This is a genomic window from Thiemannella venezuelensis (genome assembly GCF_014203605.1).
GTDB lineage: Bacteria > Actinomycetota > Actinomycetes > Streptosporangiales > Streptosporangiaceae > Planomonospora_A > Planomonospora_A venezuelensis.
Map to the genome: position 1 here is coordinate 254,305 of NZ_JACHJJ010000001.1, position 19,016 is coordinate 273,320.

The following is a 19,016-nucleotide window of genomic DNA, read 5'->3' on the forward strand; positions in this document are numbered from 1 at the left end:
TGACGGGAGAGGGCCCCGCCCGCCCGGAGAACGGACGGGCGGGGCCGTCGATCAGTTGTCGGTGCAGCCGAAGTGCTTGATGCAGTGGGAGAGCCGAAGCGCCTCGTTGACCGCGGGCTCGAGCTCCTGGAGCGCCTGCAGGTCCTCAACGTCGAAGGACATGGTCGTTCACCTCCTGGTGAGATGCCGGGGGCCGCCTCGTGCGGCTCCCGTCGCCGTCGCCGTCCCGGACGGGAGCGGCGAGTCTGGGGGCGTCGTCCGGCATCCACAGCCGGGGGTACCGGTGACGCAGCCGGAGGAGGAAGGCGAGGGTGCCCGCCGTACCTCCGAGGAAGGTGGGGGAGAAGCGGTCGTCGAGCCCGGGGACGAGCAGCAGGCCGGAACGGTCGGCTGCCCGGAGCTCCAGGCAGCCCGCCAGGTCCCGCGCCCACCGGAGGTAGCGGTCCTCACCGGTGAAGGCGGCCATGTCGAGCAGGAACTCGCCGTCGCCGGAGAGCCCGTGGCACGGGACCGTCCCGGACTGCCAGCGGGTGCGGTGCACCGCCGTCGCCGCCCGGCGCGCGAGGTCCAGGGCGCGCGGGTCACCGGTGGCGTTCCAGTAGCGCACGAGGAAGGAGCCGACTCCGGACGATCCGCTGCACCAGTGCGGTCTGCGCGGGCGCACCGTCTCCGGGTCGCCGCGCAGGGTCGGCCACCAGGCGGTGTCCCCGTCCTGCTCCGCGTACGCGTACAGGGCGCGGGCGGTCTCGTCCGCGGTCGCGGCCCAGTCCGGCCGGTCGAACTCCCGGCTCGCCTGCAGCAGCGCGGTCCCGATCCCGGCGATGCCGTGCGCGAAGCCGATGTGATCGGCTCCGGCGAGACCGGAGTCGAACGTCTCCGGCGTCTGCCACCGCGGGTGCCCGTCCAGGGAGGACCGGGCGTCGTGCAGGTTGCGGAACGTCTCGGCGGCGCGCTCCCGGAGCGCCGGGTCCCCCGACCGCAGCGCGATCCGCAGGACCGCCATGCCGCATCCGGCCAGCCCGTGCGTGACGTCGGGGCTGGGATGGTCCGTCGGCAACAGGCCCGCCGCCCGCACCGCGAACCGGGCGGTGTCGGCGTCGCCCAGGGCCGTCGCCGCGTCGTACAGAGCCCAGACCGCTCCGGATCGCCCGAAGTGAAGGCCGGGCCGCCAGACGTCCTCCTCCTCCAGCCGCCGCCGCAGCCATCCGGAGAGGGCGGTGATCGCGGCGGCGGTCTTCACGCCGTCGGCGGCCGCCGGCAGGGCCTGTGTCAGGACGGCGAGGAAGCCCGCCGCGCCGCCGTTCACCGAGCAGGGATCCACCTCGATCCCGTCGGCGGGATCGGACCAGGGCGACGAGCCGCCGTCGCGCCGGTCCACCGCCGCCGTCAGATGGGCGATCCCGTCGCCGATCAGCCGGTCGATCCGGCGCGGGGGCGGGGCCGCGCCCTCGGGGACGGCCCGATCCGGGGACAGGCCGGCGAGGAGCCGCTCGCACCTCTCCAGCGGCCAGCGCCGCTCCGACTCCGTCGCGAGCAGGCCCTCGGCGAGCGGCCGCAGCAGGGCGAGTGTGGGGTTGGCCGCGGAGACCGCCGCCACCACCGCCGGCACCCCGGCGGGGCCCGGCGGATCCAGGTGGGCACCGGTCGCCAGGAAGTACACCATCGCGCCGAGACTGTAGAGGTCGGCCTCCGGTCCCGGTGCGGGCCGGAACTCCCCGATGCGCCCGGCCAGTTCCGGTGCCAGGTAGCCCTTGGTGCCGCCGACCATGACCGTGCCGTCCGGCACGGTCGCGTGCTCCAGGTCGATGAGACGGAGCTCGCCGCCGGGCAGCAGCATCACGTTGTTGGGCGAGAGGTCGCGGAACACGTATCCCCGTCCGTGCACCGCCTTCAAGAGCCCGACCAGCCGCTCGACGACGGGCAGGACCGCCGCCGCTCCGTTGCCGAACCCGCTCTCGCCCAGCGGTCCGGCGTTCCGGTCCGACCACCGCTGCAGCGTGATCCCCGGCACGAACTCCTCGACGAGGAAGGCGTGCCCGCCCTGCTCGAAGAAGTCCACCACGACCGGCGCGGCCCCGGTGCCGGCGAGCCCGTCCAGGCAGGAGCGCTCCGCCGCGATCCGGTCCCGCGCGTCCGCGCCGCTCAGATCGGCGCACGCGTGCGGGCGGCCCTCCTTGACGACCACCTGCCGGCCGGTCCTGGTGTCCTCGGCGAGATACACTCCGCCGCGGTTGGCGTGCCGTACGGCCTCCCGCACGACGAACCGGTCGTTCAGCATGACCGCGGCCGCTCCGGCGCGGCGGTTCTTCACCGGGGCCTCGAACGGGCAGACCGCGAACGGCGGCGGGGAGAAGCGCGGCTGCCGCCCGTCGAGGACGAGCGCGCCCTGCGGTGACCGGAGCCGGACCTCGTAGAACCCGTCGTTGCCGAGCACCCGGTGCCCGCTGAAGGCGCCGTAGCGGTAGTGCACGATCCCACCCGGGCGGTAGGGGCGGTCGGAGAGGATCACGGGCCCGGGAAGCCCCGGTGTCGCCTCGTCCAGAAGCGCGGCCAGGCGCACCGACTCGGCGTCGTCGCGCGGGTAGGCGGTGACGAACTTCCCGGCCTGGGCCCGGCTGCAGTGCGGTTCGAGGAGCGCCCAGTAGTCGTCCAGCCGGGCGGGGAACTTGAAGGCGCAGCCGGCTGCGATCAGCACGTGCGAGACCCGGGAGAGCACCACGGGGGCGGAGAGCATGGTCGCCGACACATGCAGCTTCCAGCCCTGGTCGGGCAGCGGGTACGCCTCCGGGGTGACCTTGCACCAGAAGCCGTCCTCGGTGACCGACCAGGCCCGGGTGCCCGTGCGGCCGAGTTCGGCGGTCACGATGTCGCGGAGGACGGCGGGATCCTGCGGACGCGCTTTCACCTGGGCTCACTCTCGGTCGGCGCGGTTGTGCCGCGCGGGCGATGAAGAGCGGACGAGCTCCGTCCGGGGGTGTCCGGCGGATCTCGCTGACTGAGCCCTGACATTCGCCGGGCGTCCTTGCAGACCACTTGTGATCCACTTGAACGCCAGGTGAATGATTATCGGCTTATCCGAAATGCATTCTTATTTACATAAAAAGCCCATATTAAGGTCGGGGAATCCTGCAGAGGGGGCCGGGGCGGAGAGGCGGGTGCCGCCGCTTCGCAGCCGCTTCACAGCCGGGGGAGGAGAGGCGCAGGGGCGGGCGGACGCCGGCGGGGCGGCTCAGACGCGGGCGGGGCGGCGGGCCCTGACCGGGGCGGGCAGGGCCAGGCCGCGCTCGGACCACAGGGCGCGCATGCGGTCGGGGTAGTCGGTGACGATCCCGGCCACGCCCAGGTCCAGCAGCTCCGCCGCCCTGCCGGGTTCGTTGACCGTCCAGGCGGCCACCGGCAGCCCGGCGGCGCCGGCCCGCCGCATGAACTCCCCGTCCACCAGCACGTGCTCGGGTGAGACCGTGGTGCCCCCGGCCGCCGCGGCGGCGGCCGGGACGTCGCCGCCGAAGTCCTCCAGGTGGAGGCCGTCCAGCCAGACGCTCTCCATGGTGTCCTGCTCGATCAGGGCGTAGCGCTGCGTCTGCGGGGCCAGCTCCCGGGCGATCCGCAGGATGCGCCAGTCGAAGCTGAGGATCGCCGCGCCGCCGAGCCGGTCGTGCAGGTCGAGCTCGGCGACCACCATCTCGGTGAGCTCGCGCGGGTCGGAGGAGAGGTCCGGCCGGGTCGGGTCGGACTTGAGCTCCACGTGCAGCCGCACGCCGTCGGCCCCGTAGGCGTCCACCAGGCCGAGCACGGCGCCCAGCGTCGGCATCCGGGTCTCCGGGACCGGGACCTGGGTCGCGGCGAAGCGGTCGTCGGGGTGCTGCGGGAGCCGTACGCCGCATTCCAGGGTGCGGAGCTGGGCCAGGGCGAGCTCGCGGACGGGCAGGCCCACATAGGGGTAGAGGGGGTCGCCGGGGAAGGCCGGACGGGTGTCGGCGCTGGTCAACGCGGAGACGGTGAGGTCGTGGGTGAGCACCAGGCGCCGGTCGGCCGTCATCGCGACGTCGAACTCCAGCGCGTCGACGCCCAGTTCGAGCGCGTGGGTGAGACCGGGCAGCGTGTTCTCCGGGCGGAGCCCGCGGGCTCCCCGGTGACCGTGAATCTCGGGACCGTGAATCTCGGTGTGCACACAGGGACCATACCGACCCGGGGCGCCGATCCCCCGGTACGGCTCGCGCGGCGTCCGCCGAGGGTGCGAGCCGTACCGGGGCGGCGGGTCAGATCAGCGGGCGGAGCTGGAGCGTCTCGGTGCGGCCGGGGCCGACGCCGATGGCGGAGATCGGGGCGCCGCTCATCTCCTCCAGGGCCTTGACGTAGGCCTGGGCGTTGGCGGGCAGGTCCTCGAAGGACTTGGCGCCGGAGATGTCCTCCTGCCAGCCGGGGAGCTCCTCGTAGACCGGCTTGGCGTGGTGGAAGTCCGTCTGGGTCATCGGGATCTCGTCGTGGCGCACCCCGTCGACCTCGTAGGCGACGCAGACCGGGATCCTCTCCAGGCCGGAGAGCACGTCCAGCTTGGTGAGGAAGAAGTCGGTGACGCCGTTGATCCGGGTGGCGTAGCGGGCGATCACCGCGTCGAACCAGCCGCAGCGGCGGTTGCGGCCGGTGGTCACGCCGTACTCGCCGCCGGTGGTGCGCAGCCAGTCGCCCGTCTCGTCGGTGAGCTCGGTCGGGAACGGGCCCGAGCCGACACGGGTGGTGTACGCCTTGAGGATGCCGATCACGCGGGTGAGGCGGGTCGGCGGGATGCCCGCGCCGGAGCAGGCCCCGCCCGAGGTGGGCGAGGAGGAGGTGACGAACGGGTAGGTCCCGTGGTCGATGTCGAGCAGGTTGCCCTGGCCGCCCTCCAGCAGCACGACCTTGCCCTCGTCCAGCGCCCGGTTCAGGATCAGCGAGGTGTCGGCGATGTGCGGCTTGAGGCGCTCGGCGTAGCCGAGGTACTCCTCCAGAACCTGGGCCGGGTCGAGCCCGCGCCGGTTGTAGATCTTGGTGAGGATCTGGTTCTTCTCGCCGAGGGCGATCTCGATCTTCTTCTGCAGGATGCCCGGGTCGAGCAGGTCCTGGACCCGCACGCCCATCCGGTAGATCTTGTCGCCGTAGGCCGGGCCGATGCCCCGGCCGGTCGTACCGATCTTGGCCTTGCCGAGGTAGCGCTCGCTGACCTTGTCGATGGCCTTGTGGTGGGGCATGATCAGGTGCGCGTTGGCGGAGATCAGCAGCCGCTCGGAGGAGACCCCGCGGGCCTGGAGGCCCTCGATCTCGCTCAGCAGCACGCCGGGGTCGACGACGACGCCGTTGCCGATGACCGGGACGACGTTCGGCGACAGCACTCCCGTCGGCAGGAGGTGAAGGGCGTACTTCTGGTCGCCGATGACGACCGTGTGGCCCGCGTTGTTGCCGCCCTGGTACCTGACGACGTAGTCAACCTGGTCGCCGAGCAGGTCGGTGGCCTTACCCTTGCCCTCGTCGCCCCACTGGGCGCCGAAGAGAACGACAGCCGGCATCGTTATTCTCCCACTGCAAAAACGAAAACCCCTGGCGCAATCGCGACAGGGGCTCTTGCGAGGAGAGAATACCCGACCGGGTCCGGAACGGGGATCTCCCCCCTCGCGGAGGGAGACACCCGCCGGTGTCAGCGGCCGGTCAGCGCGGCCGCGGCCTCGGCGCTGGAGTCGCGCAGGAACTGCAGGCAGCGCTCGGCCTCGTCTTTTTCGCCGATCGCCTGGGCGGCCCGGGAGAGCGCGAACAGGCAGCGCAGGAACCCGCGGTTGGGCTCGTGGTCCCAGGGGATCGGGCCGTGCCCCTTCCACCCGGCGCGGCGCAGCTGGTCCAGCCCCCGGTGGTAGCCGGTGCGGGCGAACGCGTAGGAGGTCACGGCGTGCCCGGCGGCGAAGTACTCGTCCGCGAGCGCGGCCCACGCCGCGGGGTGGGCGGGGAAGCGCGCGGCGACGTCGGAGGCCTGGGCGCCGGCCTCCATCGCCTCCCTGGCCTCGGTCATGTCCGGCAGCAGGGTGGGCGGCGGTCCGGCGAGCAGGTTCTCGTGCGAATCCATGTGGGATGTCCTATCTGATGCGCCTGGGTCAGGCCGAGATCGGGCACGGGCGCCCCGGGGGCCGGGGGGGCCCCCCCCCGGGGGGGGCCCCCCCCCCCCGGGGAGGTGCGGCTCAGGAGAGCCTGGTGCCCGCGGACTTCAGGTTCTGGCAGGCCTCGACGATCCGGGCCGCCATGGAGGCCTCGGCGGCCTTGCCGTACGAGCGCGGGTCGTAGGCCTTCTTGTTGCCGACCTCGCCGTCCACCTTGAGCACGCCGTCGTAGTTGGCGAACATGTGCGCGGCGATCGGGCGGGTGAAGGCGTACTGCGTGTCGGTGTCGATGTTCATCTTGACCACGCCGTAGGAGATCGCCTCGTGGATCTCCTCCAGCAGCGAGCCGGAGCCGCCGTGGAAGACCAGGTCGAACGGCTTGTCCTTGCCGTACTTGGCGCCGACGGCGTCCTGGATCTCCTTGAGCACGCTCGGGCGGAGCTTGACGTGCCCCGGCTTGTAGACGCCGTGCACGTTGCCGAAGGTCGCGGCGAGCATGTAGCGGCCCTGCTCGCCGACGCCCACGGCCTCGGCGGTCGCGATGGCGTCCTCGGCGGTGGTGTAGAGCTTCTCGTTGATCTCCCCGACGACGCCGTCCTCCTCGCCGCCGACGACGCCGATCTCCATCTCCATGACGATGTTGGCGCGCGCGCACTTCTCCAGGAGGTCCTTGGCGATCTCCAGGTTCTCCTCCAGCGGTACGGCGGAGCCGTCCCACATGTGGGACTGGAAGAGCGGGTCCCGGCCGTTCGCCACCCGCTCCAGGGAGACGTCGATCAGGGGCCGCATGAAACCGTCGAGCTTGTCCTTGGGACAGTGGTCGGTGTGCAGCGCGACCGTCACGGGGTACTTCGCCGCGACGATGCGGGCGTACTCCGCCAGTGCCACGGAACCGGTCACCATGTCCTTCACCGTGGTGCCCGAGAGGAACTCGGCGCCGCCGGTGGAAACCTGGATGATGCCGTCGCTCTCCGCCTCGGCGAAACCGCGCAGCGCTGCGTTCAGGGTCTGGGACGAGGTCACATTGATCGCCGGATAGGCGAAACCGCCCGCCTTGGCTCGGTCGAGCATCTCGGCGTAGACCTCTGGGGTGGCGATGGGCATCGGTGTCATCTCCCTTAAGACAGCTGGTTGCGGGTCAGTAGGGCGGACGGAGCCTGGCAGGGCACGGCCCTGCGGCCAGTATTCCTGGTTCCCTCCCGCCCCGGTAGCTTCGCCACCGCTCCGTCACGGTGAGAAAGCGAGGCGGTCGTGAAATTCCTTCACCTACCGCTAACCTCCACTGTGTGGGACGCCACAGGTCTGATCCGATGGGTATCGCACGCCTCGTGCTCGCCGCGCTGGCGGGGCTGGCGCTGCTCTCCCTGATCGTGTTCGGGATCCTCTCGCTGGTCGGCGCGCTCGACACGGAGCCCGCGCCGGGTTCCTCCTCCGCGCCCGCGGCCGTGTCCTCGGCGGGGTCCGCCGCCGATGGCTCCGCCGGGTCCTCGGAGTCCTCCGCCGCCACGCCCGGTCCCTCCGCCGGGAGCGGGCCGACCCCCACGGTGCGCGTCGAGTGCGTGCAGGAGAACTGCCCCAGGGTCTTCCTGAAGGTCGCGGGCGGAGACGTGCTGTTCGACCGGGAGATGGCCCGGGGGGAGGTGGCCCAGTCCGCGGAGGAGAAGGTGGACGTGGTGCTGACCGACGCCTCGGCCGTCCGCGTCCAGGAGAACGGGGCCGCGCGTCCCCCGGGCGGTGCGGGGGAGCGGCAGGAGTTCACGGTCACCCGCGAGTAGCCGGGCGGGCCCGCCCGGCGGCCCGGGGCCCGGCCGCGGCCGGACGGGCGCCCGGGAGCGGTCAGGCCAGACCGAGGTCGGCCAGGTCGTAGGCGGTCAGGTACGGCAGGCCCGCCGCGGCGACGGCGGCGGCGGCGCCCCGGTCCACGATCGTGGCCACCGCCACGACCTCGGCGCCCGCCTCGCGCAGGGCCTCCACCGCGGTCAGCGGGGAGCCCCCGGTCGTGGAGGTGTCCTCCACCGCCAGCACCCGGCGCCCGGCGACGTCCGGCCCCTCGATCCGGCGCTGCATGCCGTGGGCCTTGGCCGCCTTGCGCACCACGAACGCGTCGAGGGTGCGGCCCCGGGCCGCCGCCGCGTGCAGCATGGCCGTGGCCACCGGGTCGGCGCCCAGGGTCAGCCCGCCCACGGCGTCGTAGTCGAGCTCCGCGGTGAGGTCCAGCATGACCCGGCCCACCAGCGGCGCGGCCTGCCCGTCCAGGGTCACCCTGCGCAGGTCGACGTAGAAGTCCGCCTCCTTGCCGGAGGAGAGCACGACCTTGCCGTGGACGACGCCCTTGTTCTTGATCTGGGTCAGCAGGTTCTCGCGATCGCTCATGGGACCAAGGTTAGGACCGCCGCGCAGCAGCGCCGATCCGGCCCGCCCGGACGGCGCCGGGGCCGCGGGACCGTCCGGGCCGGGGGAAGTAAAGGCGCCCTCGCGGTTTAGCCATGGCACGGAGTGCGGAATGAACCGGCTTGGCAACGGTCGGTAATCGTGAGGTCACAATGAGTATGGAAGCGTCCCAGGACGACGCCGGGCTGCTCGCCGCGATCCGGAACGGGAACGCGGCGGCCTACGTCGGCCTCTACGAGCGGCACGCCTCCGCGGCCCGGGCCCTGGCCAGGCGGCTCGTCCACGACCCGGCCGAGGCCGAGGACGTCGTGGCGGAGACGTTCACCAAGATGCTCGACCTGATCAGGCGGGACGGCGGCCCCCGGGAGGCGTTCCGCGTCCACCTGCTCACCGCGCTCCGCCGCACGGTCCACGAGCGCAGCCGGAGCGAGGGCGGCGGCACGGCGGAGATCGAGCTGTTCGACCCCGGGGTGCCCTTCGTCGATCCCGCGCTGACCGGCCTGGAGCGCTCGCTGGTCGCCAGGGCCTTCCTCTCGCTGTCCGAGCGGTGGCAGCTCGTGCTCTGGCACGTCGAGGTCGAGAGAGCCGGTTTCGCCCAGGTCGCCACGCTGATCGGCGTGACGGCCGACAGCATGGAGGCGATCTCGTACCAGGCGCTGGAGGCGCTGCGCCAGGCCTGCCTCCGCACGCACCTCGACGAGGAGCCCGAGCAGGACTGCCGCTCCGTGCTGGCCAAGATGGCCGCCTACGTCAGGGGCGGCCTGGCCAAGCGGGAGAGCCGGCTCGTCGACGGGCACGTGGCGGACTGCACCGACTGCCGCGTCGTGTTCATGGAGCTGACCGACGTCAGCCAGGGCATGCGCGTGATCGTCGGCCCGCTGATCGCCGGTCCCGCCCTGAACGGGTATCTCACGGCGCTGCACCGGGGCGGGCTCTCGGAGGGGTTCCTCGGCACGGTGATCGGCTGGGGCCGGGAACCGGCGCGGCGCGGGCGGTTCGCCGCGTCGGCCGGAGCCCTCGTGGCGCTCGCCGCGGCGGTGATGCTCGTGGTGATGGTGGTGGCGGACCCGGTGGTCCGGGACCGGTCCGATCCGTACTCCACCCCGTTCCCCGCCCCGATCGTCACGCCGTCCGGCTCCCCCCGAGATCCGTCGCCCGTGCCGGAACCGAGCCGGCCGGCGGTCGCGGCCCCGCCGCCCGGGCGGAGCGCGACGCCCCGGCCGGTGCGGCGGCTGGTCCCCCGCCTGGTCGCCAGCATCGACACGCTCGGCGCGCTGGTCAGGTCCGAGTCCGGCATGGTGGCGGTACGGCTGCGCAACGCGGGCACCGGCCAGAGCGCGGAGATCGTCGCACGGATCGGCCTGCCCCGCGGGGTGACGCTGCCGCCCGCCGCCCGCAGGGGACGGGCGGTCGCCGCCGGCGGGCCCGTCGCCGCGGCGGGGACCGCGGGAGGAGGGAGGCCCGCCGGCACGACCGACGGCTGGTCCTGCCGGGCCGTGGAGAACGGCGCGCGCTGCGTCCGCGGCCCGCTGGCCCCCGGCCGGTCCACCTCTGTCTTCCTGCGGGTCCTGGTCTCGCCCCGGGCCGCCGAGGGCAGGGCGCTCTCGGTCCGGGTCAGCGGAGCGGGCGCGAGGGTGACGGCCACCTCGGCGGGCGGGGTGCAGGACACCGGGGCCCCGGCGCGCTTCGCCACCGACGGCCGGGTGGTGACCGCGGCGATCGGCAACACCCTCCTGGCGCCGGACTCCCCTGCGGCCCGCCGCAGGTGCGAGCGGGACCGGCGGGGGAGCGGCGGCGGGCCGGAGGTGCGGGGAGCCCGGGTGGCGCAGGTGGTGGAGAGGGGCCCGCGGCCGGAGGGAAGCCGTGGAGCACCGGCAGCACCGGGGAGGCAGGGAGCACCGGGGAGGCAGGGAGCACCGGGGACGTCGGGGGTGCCGGAGGCGCCGGGAACGTCGGGGGTGCCGGGAACGTCGGGGGTGCCGGGGGCGCCGGGGGCACCGCAGCCTCAGGGGGCCCCGGGGGGGCCGCGCCTCCTCGACCGGGACCGGGACCCGTCGACGAGGAGTTCGAGCGCGGCCCGGCTGGCGCTGCCGCCCCGGAGCAGGATCGTCTGGGCCGGGCTCTACTGGTCGGGGAACGCGCCCGCCGCCGGTCCGGTCCGGTTCAAGGGGCCGGGCGACGAGGGCTACCGGCTGGTGCGGGCCTCGCGGACGGCGGAGGGAACGCTGGCGTCCGGCCGGGTGTACCAGGCGTTCGCCGACGTGACCCGGCTGATGGGCCGGCTCCGCGGGCAGTACTGGGTGGCCGACGTGCCGATGGGGGACGGCCCGGGGGAGGACGGCACGGCCCGGCACGCCGGATGGAGCCTGGTGGTCATCGCGGCGGACCCGCGCCGGCCGTACAGCCGGGCCGTCGTCGTGGACACCGTCACCGCGGTGGACCGGGGCAGCCCCGCGCGGGTCCCGCTGGACGGGCTGGCGCCCGTCGCCGCGCCCGCCCGGGTGGACCTGGTCGCCTGGGGCGGCGCGGCCGGGATCCGGGGCGACCGGGTGGCGCTGGGACGCCGCGCGCTCCGGCCGGAGGGCGGCGGGCGGGACGCGGGCGACGCCTTCGACGGCTCGTCCACGGGGGCGCTCGGGACGGGCGCCACCCTCGGGGTGGACGTCGACGGGTTCCGCGCGCTCCTCGGCGGGAGGCCGGTGCTGAGGGTGAGCTCGCGGCGCGATTCCGTGATCTTCGGGGTGGCGGTCGTGAACGTGCAGGCCCGTTCGTAATGAACGGCCTCAAGAACGGGACAAACTGGTACGGTCTGCGTGAACGCTCCGGCAGATGGTCGGACGAGGGTGGAATCGTCGGGATTCGCCTTCGGATGATCAGCTACTTGATTACCCTGGGACAGGGCCGCCTGCCCGGTCTCCCAGGGGCACTTTCAGGCTTGTCTGAGCCGTACGGTCGGGCCCACGTAGGAAGGGCGGTGTCGCGTGGATCGCTGCGCGCTGTTCGTGGACGCTGGCTACCTTCTGGCCGACGGCGCCATGGCCGCGCACGGGACCCGTCGCCGTGAGGCGGTCTCGTGGGACTACGCGGGCCTGCTGCAACTGCTCACCGACCTGTCCAGGGAACGCACCGGGCTGCCGCTGCTGCGCTGCTACTGGTACGAGGCGACGGTCGAGGGCCGGCACACCCCCGAGCACGACGCGCTGGCCGACATCCCGGGGCTCAAGCTCCGCCTGTCGCGCATCCGCCCCGGCCGCCGCGAGGGCGTGGACGCCCAGGTCCACCGCGACCTGATGACGCTCGCGCGCAACAACGCGATCTGCGACGCGGTCGTGGTCAGCGGTGACGAGGACCTGGCCCAGGTGGTCTGCGACGCCCAGGACCTCGGCATCCGGATCACCGTCGTGCACATCGCGGCCGACGGCGGCTGGGCGGTCTCCCGCTCGCTCCGCCAGGAGTGCGACGACCTGATCGAGATAGGCGGCGGCCACCTGCGGCCGCACGCCACCCTCACCACCGGGACCACCGAGCTCCCGGCGCTGGGCGCCGGATCCTCCTCCGGCGGCGGCGCCGTGCAGGGCGGCGTCCCCGTGCCGATCGGCAACGGACTCCCCGCCGGGAACTACGCCGCCCCGGGCGGCGGCTCCCCGGCGGGCGGTCACTCCGCGCCGGGCGGCGCCGCTCCGGCGGGAGGCTACGGCGCGTCGAACGGGAGCGTCTCCGCGGGTGGCCAGGCGGTCTCCGGCAACGGCGTCGCGCAGGGCGGCGCCACCACTTCGGGCAACGGGGCCGCGCCGGGCGGCTCCGCGTCCCCGCCGCCCTCCCGCTCCAACCCGTCCTCTCCCGCGCTGCCCGCCTACCCCGGCTACCCGCAGGAGTCGCCGGGCACCTCGCCCGCCCAGGCACTCCCGCAGGCCTCCGCTCCCGTCCCGGCGCCGGCCCCGCCCGCCGCGAGCCCCAACGGCCCGACCGGTCCCACCCCGCAGTACACCTCGGGCGGCACCGGCGGCATGTCGAGCTACCAGCCCGTCGGCCCCTACACGGGCCCGCAGCCGATCGGCGCCTACACCGGCCCGCAGGCCGCCCCGGTGCCCGTCCAGCACACCCCCACCGGCGGCGCGACCACGCTCTCGGACGCGGTGAAGGCCGCGCACAAGGAGGGGCACGACTTCGGCGAGTCCGTCGCCAAGGACGCTCCGGCGCTGTGGCTGGAGGCGGTGCTGGCCCGCAAGCCCCGGATGCCGTCCGACCTGGAGGCGCGCCTCCTGCAGGGGTCCTCCCTGCCGATCGACTTCCTGCTGCACGACGAGGTCCGCCACGCGCTGCGCCGCGGTTTCTGGGACGCCCTGGAGCAGGCGCGCCACTGAGCGGGCGTCACCGTCCGGGACGGGTTCTCCGGGTCTTCTCGCGGCCGGATGGCCATAATCTGGGCATAAAGGATCATTTCAGGTGTTTATGGGCTTCTAAGCAGGCCTTTTGCGGGATATTTCAATAAATGGGAGGATGCTCAGCCACGGGCGGGGTCGGGGGGACCGTGACACGTCTTGGGCATGCACGACGAACCCTGGGCGGGACCGCCTTGTGTTGATCCGTGAATGGAGTCGCTCGTGTCCCGATTCAACTTCCGGCCGGTCGCGGCGTCCGCGCTGGCGACGGCCCTGACCTTCTCGGCCCTGACCGTCGCGGCCACGCCGGCCGAGGCCGCACCCTCCACGAAGGCGTCCGCCGCGGCGGCCGCATCCGCCGCCCGGCCCTATGCCAAGGTCACTTGGCACAAGCGCCTCCGGTACGGCAACCCGGTCACCTACAACTGGCGGGTGACCGACAGCCACCAGCTCGCGGGCTCCGAGCTCGTCATGTACACCCGGGTGAACCGGAAGGGCATCAGCAAGATCCGCATCACCCGGAAGGCCCCGGGCGGCCGCTGCGGCGTGGAGCGGGACGGCTCCGACTACAACATCTACTGCATCCTCAAAAACCCCGAGGACTGGAAGAAGTTCTACATGAGCTTCAAGGTCTGGCAGCGCGGCTACTCCAGCCTCATCGCCGACCACTACTGGCGCGCCGTGGAGCTCGGCGGCGGCTCGGTCCGCGACTACACCAGCCTGATCTCGTCCAGCGACCGCATCGGCCGGTCCACGACGAGGTTCTACAACTAGGCACCGGGCCACGGCCGGTCGCACGGGCCGTGGTGATCCGAGGAGCGGCCGGCCGTACGGCGCCGGCCGCTTCTTCTTTTTGCGGTCGTGTTCCGCGTGGGTCGGTGGTCGCCGTGGCTCCGGTGAGGTCTTCCCGCTGGGTGAGACCGTGGCTTCGGCGGGGGTCGTCCGGCCGGGTGTCGTCGGGTTTCTGTGGGGCTGCTGTCCTGCGCATGGTCGCGCTCCGCGAGCGGGTATTCCGGCCGGCTCGTCGCAGTGGGCCTCTCGTACGGCGGGCCTGTCGGCTGGCGGGCGCGCGGGGTCGCGCCTTTGACGCCGGCCTCCGTACCCGCCCGCCCCCAGCACCCCCGTGCCGCGACGGTGCCCCCGTGCCCGCAGCACCCCGGTGCGGGCGGTCCCCCGTACCCCAGCACCCCCGTACCCCAGCACCCCCGTACCGGGGGTACCCGCCTGCTCGCGGCGCCCCCTCTGCGGACGGTCCCCGTGCCCGCATCATCCCCCGGAGAACGGGCGGGCGGCCGTGCGGCCCTCACCTGCGGGGTCAGACGCTGAAGGGGCCCTGGTACTCGGTGTAGTCGGAGACGCCGTCGCCGTTGAGGTCGACGCGGACCTCGTCGGTGTAGCCGTCGCCGTTGTGGTCGAGGTAGACGACGTCGGTGACGCCGTCGCCGTTGACGTCGTAGCGCTCCTCGTCGGCCACGTAGTCGCCGTCGGTGTCGATGAGCTGGGCGTCGGTGCCGCCGTCGCCGTCGGTGTCGTAGTAGTCGGTGGTGGTGACGTCGAAGTCGGCGCTCATCTGCGTGCTCCCCGTATCTGTTCGGTGTGGGTTCGTCAGATAAGAGGCGCGGGACGCGGGGTTTGTTACAGCGGCCTTCCAAGATTTTTCCCGGAGTCCCTTCGCGCTCGTGCCGGACCGTGATCGCCGGGTCTTCGGGGAACGGGGTGCCGCCAATCGTCCATACCTCGACTTCTCCGCGCCCCGCCGCTCCGTCAACGGGAACCGCCCTCCCATTTATAGGTCGAGTGACCTATAGTGGGGCCATGAACGATGATCTCCAGTTCGACCCTGAGGGCCCGGTGCTGTTGGTGGGCGGATACGGCACGGTCGGCGCAGAGCTGGCCAGGCTGGCCGCGCCGTACTGGCCCCTGCTGCTGACCGGCCGCTCCCCGGAGCGCGGCGCGGCCCTGGCGGAGGAGACCGGCGCGTCGCTCCGCCGCTGGGACCTGGCCGACCCGGCCCCGTTCGCGGCGGCCGTGCGTGCCGTCGTCGGCGTCGTGAACGATCCCGGCGACCGGGTGCTGCGCGCCGCCGTACGGGCCGGGATCCCCTATGCCGACGTCACCCGGTGGACCGCGCGCCTGCAGCGGGCGGTGACGGTCGCCGCGGTGGAACGCCCGGCCGCACCGGTCCTGCTCTCGTCGAGCTGGATGGGCGGGGTGAGCAGCCTGGTGGCCGCGGCGCTCGCCACGGAGCTGGGCGGGGCCGAGACCGTCGAGATCGCCGTGCGCTGGGACGCGAAGGACCGGGCGGGGGCGGACTCGGTGGAGTTCATGGACCGGCTCGGCCTGGACTACGAGATCACCGAAGGCGGGCGGCTCCGCCTGGTGGCCCCGCTCAGCGACGTCCGCCACGTCGTGATCGGCGCCTCCCGCACGCGCGTGGCCCGCATCGACACACCGGAGCAGTTCACCCTGCCGATCACCCTCGGCGCGAGCACGGCCGTCACCCGGATCGGCTTCGACTCCCCCGCCATGACCTCGGCGCTGCTGGCCGTCAAGCGGTCGGGGTTCTTCCGGTGGGGGCGCGGCGACCGCTGGACGGCGGCCCGCCGCGCCCTGCTGTACTCGCCGGGGGAGGGCGGGACCGCGCAGGTGCGCGTGGACGTCACCGGCCCCGGCGGGGCGCGCACGGCGACGGTCACCGACCCCCGGGGGCAGGCCCGCCTGACCGCGGTCGGAGCCCTGATGGCGCTGCGCAGGATCCTGGGCGCCGACGGCGCCGCCCCGCAGGCGGGGATCGCGTTCCCGGAGGCGACCCCGCGGCCGCAGGACGTCCCGGCCTTCCTGGAGTCCCAGGGAGTCACGGTGACCGTCACGGACACGGAGACGGCCACCGGGCGGGCCGCATGACGCCGCCCGGACCGGGCCTGTCGAAGGACCGCCCGGTCCCGCCGACCGCCAAGGGCGGCGACCGGCGGGAGAAGCTGCTCGACGTCACCGAGGACATCCTGGTGACCAGGGGGAACGCCGAGCTGTCCCTGCGCGCTGTCGCGGCCGGGGCGGGGGTGCGTCTCGGCCACCTGCAGTACTACTTCCCGTCGCGAGCCGACCTGATCAACGCCGTGCTGGCCCGGGTCCTCGAACGCTCCCTCCGGCAGGTCTCCGAGATCACCGGCCCGGAGGCCGAGGGGGATCCCGTGCGTCGCCACGACCCCGTACGGCCGGTGCAGGATCCCGTGGAGGAAGACGACCGGCCCATCCGTGATTCCGTACGGCCGGTGCGGGTTCTCCTCATGCAGCACCAGGACGGTCGGCTCGTCCGCCTGTTCACCGAGATCTGGGCGATGGCCGCTCACGACGAGGGCGTCGCCACCGCCGTCCGGGCCTTCTACCGGGACTACACGGGACACGTGGCGGAGTTCGTCCACCGCCTGGCTCCCGGGCTGCCGCGGCAGGCCTGCCGGGCTCGGGCGGAGACGTTCGTCATGCTGGTCGAGGGCGCCGCGCTGTTCCGCTCGGGCATCGCGTCGGAGGCGTCGGCCGAGACGGACGCCGAGCTGCTCAGGACCGCCGTCGCCCTGCTCGGCGGGGATCCGCCGTCCGCGCCGTAGCGTGCCCGGCCTCAGGTCGCCGAGGCGCTTGCGGCATCAGCCGCCGTTTTCCGCCGTCCCGTTCCGGGCGGCGGCGATCATGGCGTGATGCCGCACGACCTCCTGAATGACGAAGGCGAGGAACTTCTCCGCGAAGAGCGGATCCAGTTGCGATTCCATCGCCAGGCGGCGCAATCGCCGGATCTGCTGTCTCTCCCTTTCCGGGTCGGCGGGCGGCAGGTTGTTCGCCGCTTTCAGCCTTCCCACCTCCTGGGTGCACTTGAAGCGCTCTGCCAGGAGAAAGATGAGCGACGCGTCGAGATTGTCGATGCTCTGGCGGAGGACCGACAAGCGCTGAGCCACCTCGGGACCGACGGATCGCGGAGTTTCTCCGAAATTCGACTCGTTCACTCCGGTCCCTTGGTCGCTGCATTCGGCATATGGCTACATTAACGGAACAACGGATCGTTCCAGCCGATCCTCGGTGTGGTGGACTCCGCCGTCGCCGGCCGCCGCTCTGGCAGGATGGCGTCCACCGTCGTTTCTCTGATCAAGGACGACCCGGCCGACCGGGTGAGAAGAGGTGCGCAGTGCCCGGCCCGCTGGACGCAGGCGATCCCGAGCGGATCGGCGGTTACCCGCTGGCCGGGGTGCTGGGCGAGGGCGGCCAGGGAGTCGTCTACCTCGGGCGGTCGCCGTCGGGCCGGCAGGTGGCGATCAAGGTGCTGCACGCGCGGACGGCGGCCGACCCCAAGGTCCGGGAGCGCTTCCTGCGGGAGGCGGAGGCCGGCCGCAGGGTGGCGGCCTTCTGCACCGCCAGGATCCTCGACGCGGGCGTCGCCGGAGGACGGCCCTACCTGGTCAGCGAGTACATCCCCGGACCGTCCCTGCACGCCCTGGTCACCGGCGACGGGCCGCGGACCGGCAGCGGCCTGGACCGGCTCGCGGTCACCACGCTGACGGCGCTGGGCGCGATCCACCGGGCCGGCATCGTCCACCGCGACTTCAAGCCCAAAAATGTGATCATGGGGCCGGAGGGCCCGGTGGTCATCGACTTCGGCATCGCGCGTGTGCTCGACCGCACCGGCACGACCTCGGAGCTCGTCGGCTCTCCCGCCTATCTGTCGCCCGAGCAGCTCGGCGGGGAGGACGCCGGTCCGGCGTCGGACGTGTTCGGCTGGGCCGCAACGATGGTCTACGCCGCCACCGGCCACCCGGCCTTCCCGGGAAACATCCAGGCAGCGGTGATGAACGCCGTCCTGACCCGGGAGCCCGACCTGTCCGGCGTCCCCGCCCACCTGCGTCCGCTGCTCGCCGCCTGCCTGGCCAAGGACCCCGCCGCCCGGCCCGCGGTCACCGCCCTGCTCGCCGACCTCACCGAGCAGGGGCCGCCCGCCGGGGAAGGCCCCCTTCCCCGGCGGGAGACATCCGCCCGGCGGGTGCGCTCCGCCGCGGCCGCCGTGTCCGCCGCCGCCCTCCTGCTCGTCGCGGCCTTCTGGCTCCAGGAACCGGACGTCTCAGGGGAGGCGGCGTCTCCTTCCGGGACTCCTCCGGCCCGGACCTCCTCCCCTGGAGGCGGTACGCCATCGCCCGGGGGAGACCCGGCGTCCTCCGTGCTGCCGCCGGCGCACTCCGCCCCGGTCTGGACGGTGGCGGCGGCGCGCCTGGAGAGCGGCCCCGTCCTCGTCTCGGGCGACGGCAGCGCGGTGCGCGTGTGGGACCCGGCCACCGGCGAGCCGGTCGGCGAACCGCTCACCGGCCACACCGACGGCGTCTCGTCGGTCGCGGTGACCGAGCTGGACGGCCGCCCGGTGGTCGTCTCCGGCGGAGACGACCGCACCGTCAGGCTCTGGTACCCGGCCACCGGAGAACAGCTCGGCCCCCCTCTCACCGGCCACACGGGCTGGGTCGAGTCCGTGGCGGTGACCGAGCTGAACGGTCACCCCGTCGTCGTCTCGGGCGGTTACAAGGGCGCCGTCCTGGCATGGGACCTGGTCACGCGCAAGCCGGTCGGCACGGCGATCGACCACCCCGGCGGGATCGAGTCGGTGGCGGTGGCCGAGCTGCGGGGCCGCAAGGTCGTCGTCGCGGGCAGCCGCGACCACACGGTCCGGACCTGGGACCTCCTCACCGGCAGACCGGCCGCCGCCCCCCTCGCCGGCCACGGCCACGAGATCCACACCGTGGCGGTGGCCGAGCTGGACGGCCGCCCGGTGGCCGTCTCCGGCGGCCACGACCACACCGTCAGGCTCTGGGACCTGACCACCGGCAAGCCGCTCGGCCCCCCTCTCACCGGCCACACCCGCGAGGTCATGGCGGTCGCGGTGGCCGAGCTGGACGGCCGCCCGATCGTCGTCTCCGGCGGCCACGACCACACCGTCAGGCTCTGGGACCCGGCCACCGGCAAGCCGCTCGGCCCCCCTCTCACCGGCCACACGGGCGGAGTCGTGTCCCTCCTGGTGACCGAGTGGCAGGGCCGCCCCACCCTCGTCTCCGGCAGCCAGGACAGGACCCTGAGAACCTGGCCCCTCTGACGG

At 73.4% G+C, this 19,016-nt stretch carries 15 protein-coding genes; 7 read left to right on the forward strand and 8 right to left on the reverse strand.

Annotation, left to right across the window (positions count from 1 at the left end; translation table 11 throughout):
- Window positions 1-145: 145 nt before the first annotated feature.
- From lanL to fbaA, 5 genes are all read right to left on the reverse strand, one after another.
- Window positions 146-2,905, reverse strand: coding sequence for a class IV lanthionine synthetase LanL (gene lanL, locus FHS22_RS01360; protein WP_184937575.1), 2,760 nt, complete (start codon window positions 2,903-2,905; stop codon window positions 146-148).
- Between the two features lie 324 nt (window positions 2,906-3,229).
- Window positions 3,230-4,171 carry a glycerophosphodiester phosphodiesterase family protein gene (locus FHS22_RS01365; protein ID WP_338047549.1) on the reverse strand — a complete coding sequence of 314 codons (942 nt, stop codon included), beginning with the start codon at window positions 4,169-4,171 and terminating at the stop codon, window positions 3,230-3,232.
- An 88-nt stretch (window positions 4,172-4,259) separates the two neighbouring features.
- On the reverse strand, window positions 4,260-5,543 hold the full coding sequence (locus tag FHS22_RS01370; protein WP_184937577.1) for an adenylosuccinate synthase: 1,284 nt from the start codon (window positions 5,541-5,543) through the stop codon (window positions 4,260-4,262).
- A 128-nt stretch (window positions 5,544-5,671) separates the two neighbouring features.
- Window positions 5,672-6,091, reverse strand: a complete 420-nt coding sequence (locus FHS22_RS01375) for a DUF3151 domain-containing protein (protein ID WP_184937579.1) — start codon at window positions 6,089-6,091, stop codon at window positions 5,672-5,674.
- Between the two features lie 112 nt (window positions 6,092-6,203).
- On the reverse strand, window positions 6,204-7,226 hold the full coding sequence (fbaA, locus tag FHS22_RS01380) for a class II fructose-bisphosphate aldolase (protein ID WP_184937581.1): 1,023 nt from the start codon (window positions 7,224-7,226) through the stop codon (window positions 6,204-6,206).
- A gap of 206 nt (window positions 7,227-7,432) precedes the next feature.
- Between fbaA and FHS22_RS01385 the strand changes: the two genes are divergently transcribed.
- On the forward strand, window positions 7,433-7,897 hold the full coding sequence (locus tag FHS22_RS01385) for a hypothetical protein (protein ID WP_184937583.1): 465 nt from the start codon (window positions 7,433-7,435) through the stop codon (window positions 7,895-7,897).
- Between the two features lie 61 nt (window positions 7,898-7,958).
- Here the strand turns inward: FHS22_RS01385 and pyrE are convergent, their stop codons facing one another.
- The gene (pyrE, locus tag FHS22_RS01390) at window positions 7,959-8,495 is read right to left on the reverse strand and encodes an orotate phosphoribosyltransferase (RefSeq protein ID WP_184937585.1); all 537 of its coding nucleotides are present in this window, start codon (window positions 8,493-8,495) and stop codon (window positions 7,959-7,961) included.
- Window positions 8,496-8,671: 176 nt separating this feature from the next.
- Here pyrE and FHS22_RS01395 point away from each other — a divergent pair, with 176 nt between their 5' ends.
- The 3 genes from FHS22_RS01395 to FHS22_RS01405 all read left to right on the forward strand — a co-directional run bounded on the left by FHS22_RS01395 (window position 8,672) and on the right by FHS22_RS01405 (window position 13,669).
- Complete coding sequence (locus tag FHS22_RS01395; protein ID WP_184937587.1) at window positions 8,672-11,287, forward strand: sigma factor; 2,616 nt, start codon at window positions 8,672-8,674, stop codon at window positions 11,285-11,287.
- Window positions 11,288-11,494: 207 nt separating this feature from the next.
- The gene (locus FHS22_RS01400; protein WP_184937589.1) at window positions 11,495-12,877 is read left to right on the forward strand and encodes an NYN domain-containing protein; all 1,383 of its coding nucleotides are present in this window, start codon (window positions 11,495-11,497) and stop codon (window positions 12,875-12,877) included.
- Between the two features lie 240 nt (window positions 12,878-13,117).
- Entirely contained in the window at window positions 13,118-13,669 is a 552-nt protein-coding gene (locus tag FHS22_RS01405; protein WP_184937591.1) for a hypothetical protein, read from the forward strand.
- 541 nt (window positions 13,670-14,210) lie between these two features.
- Here the strand turns inward: FHS22_RS01405 and FHS22_RS01410 are convergent.
- A complete protein-coding gene (locus FHS22_RS01410) occupies window positions 14,211-14,465 on the reverse strand; it encodes a hypothetical protein (RefSeq protein WP_184937532.1) in 255 nt (84 codons plus the stop codon).
- A 245-nt stretch (window positions 14,466-14,710) separates the two neighbouring features.
- Here FHS22_RS01410 and FHS22_RS01415 point away from each other — a divergent pair, with 245 nt between their 5' ends.
- Both FHS22_RS01415 and FHS22_RS01420 read left to right on the forward strand, forming a co-directional pair.
- Window positions 14,711-15,799: a saccharopine dehydrogenase family protein gene (locus FHS22_RS01415; RefSeq protein ID WP_184937593.1), complete on the forward strand. Its 1,089-nt coding sequence runs from the start codon at window positions 14,711-14,713 to the stop codon at window positions 15,797-15,799.
- On the forward strand, window positions 15,796-16,500 hold the full coding sequence (locus FHS22_RS01420; protein ID WP_184937595.1) for a TetR/AcrR family transcriptional regulator: 705 nt from the start codon (window positions 15,796-15,798) through the stop codon (window positions 16,498-16,500). The genes FHS22_RS01415 and FHS22_RS01420 overlap by 4 nt, the downstream gene beginning before the upstream one ends.
- A 36-nt stretch (window positions 16,501-16,536) precedes the next feature.
- Here the strand turns inward: FHS22_RS01420 and FHS22_RS01425 are convergent, their stop codons facing one another.
- The gene (locus tag FHS22_RS01425; protein ID WP_184937597.1) at window positions 16,537-16,890 is read right to left on the reverse strand and encodes a chorismate mutase; all 354 of its coding nucleotides are present in this window, start codon (window positions 16,888-16,890) and stop codon (window positions 16,537-16,539) included.
- Between the two features lie 179 nt (window positions 16,891-17,069).
- Between FHS22_RS01425 and FHS22_RS01430 the strand changes: the two genes are divergently transcribed.
- Window positions 17,070-19,013: a WD40 repeat domain-containing serine/threonine protein kinase gene (locus FHS22_RS01430; RefSeq protein WP_184937599.1), complete on the forward strand. Its 1,944-nt coding sequence runs from the start codon at window positions 17,070-17,072 to the stop codon at window positions 19,011-19,013.
- The last annotated feature ends 3 nt before the right edge of the window (window positions 19,014-19,016 follow it).